The sequence below is a fragment of the Bradyrhizobium sp. LeoB3 genome (assembly GCF_055456055.1).
The window spans coordinates 24,558-30,885 of record NZ_JBVBEF010000088.1 but is presented as its reverse complement, the minus strand read 5'-3'; the positions used below and the strand labels follow the sequence as shown (position 1 = coordinate 30,885).

The window sequence follows — 6,328 nt, the reverse complement described above, 5'->3', positions numbered from 1 at the left end:
GTTATGGGTCCCGGATCAAGTCCGGGACGACGTGGGGTGGGGTTCTGATTCAAATTTCAAATAGCGTGAGGATGTGAGTTCGCATTCTCGCGGCGCGATGCGCCCGAGGTTTGCGTGACCGTTACGCTCCTCGAAACACAGAGGGCGCAGGGAAAGCCGGGTGCCGGCTGCACCCATGGGTCCCGTGCAACAAAAAGCACGGGGGTAGGACCACAGGTTCAACCGAAGCATTCCGGCTTTCCCTGCGCGGTGGTGTTACGGTTTCCTTCGTGCTCTCCTCGGTGACCGGGCTTTCTTGCCACCGTCGCCCTTAGGGATGTTTCCATCCCCCAGGACTTAGCGCCAGCGTCGGGGCGCCAGGACCACACGACTTCGCCGTCCGTGATGTGCGTGCTCGTCAGTCGCACACTTCACGTCCACCGCATCTCACCGCAACGTTCGTGACGATCGCGAGCCGCCCCTCTTTCGGGTGAGACGCGCGGAGTTAAATCACTGATTTGCCCGACGACGGAAGCGGAATGTTTTTTCCGCGAGGGCTGGACAGACTTTCGGTGATTTGCCCGTCGGGGGTGTTATGTCGCACTCAACCCAACCACATCGTTATTGCGAGCGGAGCGAAGCAATCCATAGCACCGCAAGCAGAAGCATGGATTGCTTCGCTCTGCTCGCAATGACGGGGGCTGTCATTCCGGGGCGATGCGAAGCATCGAGCCCGGAATCCATTTTGCTGCTTGCGCAAACGGACGAATGGATTCTCTGATGTGAAATTGCACATCATAGTTCACGCTGCGCGCGCCCCGGAATGACGGAGAGTGGGAAGCCTTTGGCGCGCGCTCACCGCACGAGCAAGCGCCGGCACGCATCGACAAACACCTTTGCCCCCGTGACGATGTCGGCGTCGTCGGTGTTCTCGCTCCAGTGATGGCTGATGCCGCCGATCGAGGGCACGAACAGCATGGCTGATGGCATGATGGTGGCGAGGACCTGGGCGTCATGGCCGGCGCCGCTCGGCATCCGGATCGACTTGCCATCGGCAAAGCGTGCGCTCGCGGCTTCGATCGCGTCCTGGAACGCGGCATCCATCGTCGCCGGCGCGCCGGTGCGGATGCGCTCGACCTCGACGCTGCAGCGGCCTGCCGCCGTGACCTCGGCGGCCATGCGGCGCAAATGCGCTTCCAGACGTTCGATCATGCTCGTATCGTCGTCGCGCATCTGGAACAGCATTTCGGCGCGGCCGGGAATGATGCTGGGCGCGCCGGGATCGAGCGTGATGCGGCCGGTGGTCCATACCGTGCGCGGTCCGCACAGGGCAGGGAAGCTGTCGTCGATCGCGACGCAGAATTTGGCGAGCGCAAGGCCAGCATCGCGGCGGGTCGACATCCGCGTGGTGCCGGCATGGTTCTGCTCGCCGGTGAAGGTGATGCGATATTGCCAGATGCCGACGATGGAGGTGACGACGCCGATCTTGAGGCCGCTGTCTTCGAGTGTCCTGCCTTGCTCGATATGGGCTTCGAGATATCCGACGTGCCGTCCGCGCTCGGCGGTGACGCGCGGGCGCCCGCCAAGCCCGACGTTCGCCAGCGCATCACGCATGGGACGCCCATTGCTGCGGTCGCACGCGGCGTCGATCTCGGCGTCCGTGACGGCGCCAACATAGGAGCGGCTACCGAGGAAATGGCCGAAATGTCCTTCCTCGTCGCACCAGGCGGCAACCTCGACGGCACCTTGGAGGCTCGCGTCGGGATTGAGGACGCGGGCGGCCTCGAGCGCATAGACGACGCCGAGCGGTCCATCGAGCCAGCCGGCGAAATTCTGGCTTTCGAGATGCGAGCCGGCCAGGAGCCTCAAGCCAGGTTTTGCGCTGGTACCGAGAACGTTGCCGATGCCGTCGATCGTGGGAGCGAGGCCGGCTTCCGGGAGCTTTGCGGCAAGCCACGCGATCGAGCGCATATGCGGCTCCGAAAAAGTCGGCTTGTGCACGCCGGTCTTGTATGCGCCGATGGCGCGCAGCGCATTGAGATCGGCGAGAACGCGGGCGCCGTCGACAGGCAGGTCTGGATCGGGCATGGCGGATGCACCCGTTGATGGTTTCTTTCCACGCAGGCTCGCATACGCCGCGCGCCAGGGAAAGCCGGCACTGCCGGGGCGTGTCTCCCGTCGGACAGGCGATAGGGCCGACCTCTGGTCTGCGCGGACCAAACGGCATAAATGACGGAGTGGCGAGGCCATATTGATTTGGCGCAAGCCAGGAAGACCCAAACTTGCCTTCAATGCGCGATCAGCCCCATCAGACGGGCAGCGAAATAATCGGGGAGACGGCCATGGGCGAGATCACTCTCTTTGTCGCCATGCCATTCGACCTGACCGACGATGGTCTCGTCGCCGGCGAGCCTTTCAAATGCGCGAGCCCTGCGGCGGCGATCGAGCGCGCGAAAGGGTTTTGGCAGATCCTGGGCCATGCCGGAGCCGTCGCGTTCGTCCGCGTCGGCTATCCGGAATCGACGACGACCGTGCTGCGCGCGTTCGGCAACGTGCCGGACGATCTATTGGGCGGCTACCATGACCCCAAGCGGCCCTCCTCGGTCCGCTGAAGCAAGACTTCGCCGCCGCTTCCGCCGCGGCTCGGCCCCACGCCTGATCACAAAAACGGCATCGCAGCGGCGCGCAATTGCCCCGCCTTCACCATGATTTGGGGGCGTAAATCCCGGGAATGCCGGGCAAAGCATGGGCAAGACAGCGCCAATGACGGCTCATCTCCCCAAGACAGCAGAGGAGGAGCACGAGGAGCAGCTCCGCAACCTAGTCCGCGTTGTTTCAGCCTGCACCTTGGGACTTTGGTCCTTTGCTGCAGGCATCCTGATCGGGACCTTTCTTCTGTTTTGAATCGTGTGGCAGGGGTCGTCAGACGCGACCTATCGCGCAGCTAACACGCGAACCTTCCTGAATTTGCGAACCTTCCTGAATTGAACGTGAACGTCTTCGTGGCTCCGACGCTGCAAATCACGCCGTCAGCCACCCAAACGCACGGCGCAGGTACGCTCGCGCATCCTCTTCTATCGGTGTGCCGTGGGCCATCAGCACCTTTTCGGTTGGCCACGCGAGAATGTAATCCAGAGACTTTCGCGCGGCGCGGCGGTTGGTGAAGGCGACACGAAACTTGCGCGGCACCGACGGCTCGGGCCCCACCATGAGGTCCAGCTTCGCGACCATGGCCCGCCAGCCGGAATTGCGGTCGGCCGGAATCTGCTGGAGCAGATCGGTAAACAGCACGGTCCCGCTCTTGATGTGAAAAAACACCACCTCCGTCGTGATCAGGTTGCCGTGCATCAGGACCTGGTCGATCTCCTCGATCCAATCCGGGCTCGGCACACTTTCGAGGTCAGCATCAAAGACGATGTCCTCGCGCTTCTTTCGCAATCCTGGCGGGGCGTAGAGTTTGGCGTCAGGGTAGGCGCGCTTCCACTGTGGAAGAAACAGGTGATGAAGTGAATTGGGAGCAACGATGCGCCGCACCTGACCGATGGCATCGACATCCGCCCGCAGGCTATCGCTGAGCTCTATCGGCGACCAGATGAAGAGACCTCCGTCTGACAGTCTGATGACGGCCATCCGGGTGGGATAATGAAATCCGGCTACGGATACGTCGGGTCCATCTGCAGTCCAGATCTCGCGATCGAATTCCTTCAGCATGGCCGGTCCAACTGGTGCCGTTCGAGAGGTGATGACCTGCTTCCCAAATCCTGTGCGAAACGCAGGAGGTAGCCGTCAGGGTCTTGCACCAGGAATTGCCTGTTGCCGCGCTCTTCTCCTGCGATCCGATACCAGGCGTCATGACACTCTCTGAAGAGAGGCCATTTCTCTCGCTTCAGTGCATCGAGAAGAGGGGCCACGGAATCGACGAAGATCTGAAAGTTGATCCCGCGTCCCAGCGGTCGTTCGAGAGCTCCAGTCTTCCAGTTACCATTTTGTTGCTTCAGCATGACCTGAGCTCCCTGCAGCTCGAGGTACATGAAGCGATTTTCGGGGCGCTGATACGCAATCTGGAAACCGAGTATCTTGCACCAGAATGTCTTGCTCTGTTCCAGGTCAAGCACGTCAAGCTCCGGGACAAGGCGAGCAAAGCCGCCAGTCGGTAATCTATCTGCTGGTATTCCCATGGCTCACCAGTCCTCGGAATTTGAACCCTGACAACGTGACGGGTCGATTTACCGTATCGAATCGATGAGAGAAAGTCGGAAGCAACCATGCACTCGGATTTGAGTCGCTTCCGAGCAGCCGGACGTCTATGTTGTGCTCATGTCGCGCCTGATGTGTCTGTCGATTGCCATCGTCCTGTCACTGCTGCCGGTCGTTGCGCCGGCTGCGCCGGTTCAAAAACGAGCGCCGCCACGCTGGCACGGCTACGGTTTCCTTCCGGGTTATCAGCAGCCACCGAACAACAGCCTTCCGCTTTTCAAGCAGAAAGCTTTGGCTTCGCGCATGGCGCGCCGCGACCGGCGCCATTGGTACATCGATCCGGTGCCACGCTATTATGGGTGGGACGGCGACTGGCATTATTTCGGTCGGCCCGGATTCTACGGCGGCCGCTACAATGGCGGCAGCTTCGGCCCTTGCTGGACGCGGACGCCGATCGGGCCGATCTGGAATTGCGGCTGATCAGCTCACTCACGGACCGCACGCGTATACATCCATTTGCCGACGGCGCTTTCTGACAACGGTGAGCGCGTGAAATGTAATCCAAATTTAAGGTGACGCGCCGCTGCAGCGGGTTAGTTTCGCTGTACGCCGTTCGATGACCTCGATGATTGGGCCCAGGGAATGGGACGTTTTGCAACGACGGTCGACCTCTATGAGCAATTCCGGCCGCCTTATCAGCCCACGTTCTTCCGTGAGGTCGCCCAGCGCCTGGCGCTCACCAAGCAACATGCGCTGATCGATATCGGCACCGGGCCCGGCCTGCTCGCGCTCGGCTTTGCGGATTATGTCGGACGCGTTGTTGCCGTCGATCCCGAGCCGAACATGCTGGCGGCCGCGCGGCAGGCGGCCAAGCAGGCCGGACGGGACGTGACGCTGGTCGAGGGCAGGGCGGAGGACCTGCCGGAGAGCATCGGGCGCTTCGATCTCGTCACCATCGGACGAGCGCTCCACTGGCTGGACGAGAGCACCTTGGGCCCATTGTTCGAACGGCTGGTGACGCCGGGTGGCGTCGTCGCCATATGCGCATCGTCCTCTGTGAGGGACGGGCGCAATGTGTGGCTCGAGGAATACACCGCTGCGCGGCGTCAATGGTCTGACAAAGAACTATGGTCCGAGTCGCGTTCGGGGCAGCGCGTGCATCGTGAGCTTTCCTCGCTGCTGCAAGGCACCACATTTCAGGCCACTGAAGAGATCCGGGTCGAGAGCGTGAAGGACACCAGCGTGGCTGACCTGGCGCAACGCATATTGACCTTCTCGTCGTCCTCGCCGGCCGTCCTGGGCGAGAAGATCGAGCCGATGCTGCGCGATGTCGAGGCGCGCTTGATGCCGATGAGCCGGGACGGTGTGCTCACCGAGTACGTTGTCTCAACTGCGGAGATCGCGCGGCGTCGCTAGGAAGAGCAGGGAGCTCAAAGGCTGCTCCTCACTGGCTTGCGCATTCTTTCTTCTCAGCGATCTCTATCGCTTTAGCGATCTCCATCCCCCTCAGCGATGCCGATCGCCGTTTCGGCCATCTTTTCGCTCTGATCGACGGGCATCTAGCTAAAACGATTTGTTAGCCATTCTGCACTTAGCTCGCAGCATCAGTTGTATCAGAGTATCGCCATGCGTCATGTTCGGAACCCGGCCTGCCGGATCGCCATCCTGCTTCTTCCGCTCACGCTTGGCGCCTGTGCGCAATATGGCGTGACGAACATGGCTTCGACCGGGCCGAGAACATTTGCCTGGGATGGGGCGGGCGAGGATCCGAACCAGCCGCGGCGAACGCCGAGACGCGCAGTTAACGTATCTCAAGCGATCGAGCCATCCGCGGATGAGCCGGAGTTGGCCTCTGACATCGATGCCGATCGCAAGCTCGCCAGCAAGCTTGTGATCTGCAAAGGCTGCATCAAGCCCCAGGAGACCGCCGAGCGGCCTGACGGATCGCGGCTCGCCAGTCGCTGATGGCTGTTTGATGCGCCGTGCATGTTGCGGTTCGTTGCCGATCCGTTAATTCGACCGCGCTCACGTTGCATCGAAAGCACACCGCGACTCGCTTTCTTCCCACAACAACCAATGTCGTTGCCGGATTAAAGTGCGTCACTTAACGTAACAGTCGATAACATTTCGCGATCCGCGAACATTGGTGGGG

The 6,328-nt window shown here is 61.4% G+C and carries 7 protein-coding genes; 4 read left to right on the top strand and 3 right to left on the bottom strand.

Features of this window, described 5'->3' with window-relative positions:
- Positions 1-834: 834 nt before the first annotated feature.
- Positions 835-2,067, bottom strand: a complete 1,233-nt coding sequence (locus tag ACZXDY_RS35720; RefSeq protein WP_464348753.1) for a hydantoinase/carbamoylase family amidase — start codon at positions 2,065-2,067, stop codon at positions 835-837.
- A gap of 254 nt (positions 2,068-2,321) precedes the next feature.
- On the opposite strand from ACZXDY_RS35720, the gene ACZXDY_RS35715 reads away from it, so the two are divergent.
- Complete coding sequence (locus tag ACZXDY_RS35715; RefSeq protein ID WP_464348752.1) at positions 2,322-2,591, top strand: hypothetical protein; 270 nt, start codon at positions 2,322-2,324, stop codon at positions 2,589-2,591.
- 409 nt (positions 2,592-3,000) lie between these two features.
- On the opposite strand, the gene ACZXDY_RS35710 is transcribed toward ACZXDY_RS35715, so the two are convergent.
- Both ACZXDY_RS35710 and ACZXDY_RS35705 read right to left on the bottom strand, forming a co-directional pair.
- Positions 3,001-3,690, bottom strand: coding sequence for a DUF4336 domain-containing protein (locus ACZXDY_RS35710; protein WP_464348751.1), 690 nt, complete (start codon positions 3,688-3,690; stop codon positions 3,001-3,003).
- Complete coding sequence (locus ACZXDY_RS35705) at positions 3,684-4,094, bottom strand: bleomycin resistance protein (protein ID WP_464348750.1); 411 nt, start codon at positions 4,092-4,094, stop codon at positions 3,684-3,686. The genes ACZXDY_RS35710 and ACZXDY_RS35705 overlap by 7 nt, the downstream gene beginning before the upstream one ends.
- A 202-nt stretch (positions 4,095-4,296) precedes the next feature.
- Here ACZXDY_RS35705 and ACZXDY_RS35700 point away from each other — a divergent pair, with 202 nt between their 5' ends.
- The 3 genes from ACZXDY_RS35700 (at position 4,297) to ACZXDY_RS35690 (ending at position 6,141) form a co-directional block, all read left to right on the top strand.
- On the top strand, positions 4,297-4,656 hold the full coding sequence (locus ACZXDY_RS35700) for a hypothetical protein (RefSeq protein WP_464348749.1): 360 nt from the start codon (positions 4,297-4,299) through the stop codon (positions 4,654-4,656).
- A gap of 162 nt (positions 4,657-4,818) precedes the next feature.
- A complete protein-coding gene (locus tag ACZXDY_RS35695; protein WP_464348748.1) occupies positions 4,819-5,592 on the top strand; it encodes a class I SAM-dependent methyltransferase in 774 nt (257 codons plus the stop codon).
- A gap of 210 nt (positions 5,593-5,802) precedes the next feature.
- Positions 5,803-6,141 (top strand): hypothetical protein, encoded by a 339-nt coding sequence (locus ACZXDY_RS35690; RefSeq protein WP_464348747.1) that lies wholly within the window; start codon positions 5,803-5,805, stop codon positions 6,139-6,141.
- Positions 6,142-6,328: the final 187 nt, after the last annotated feature.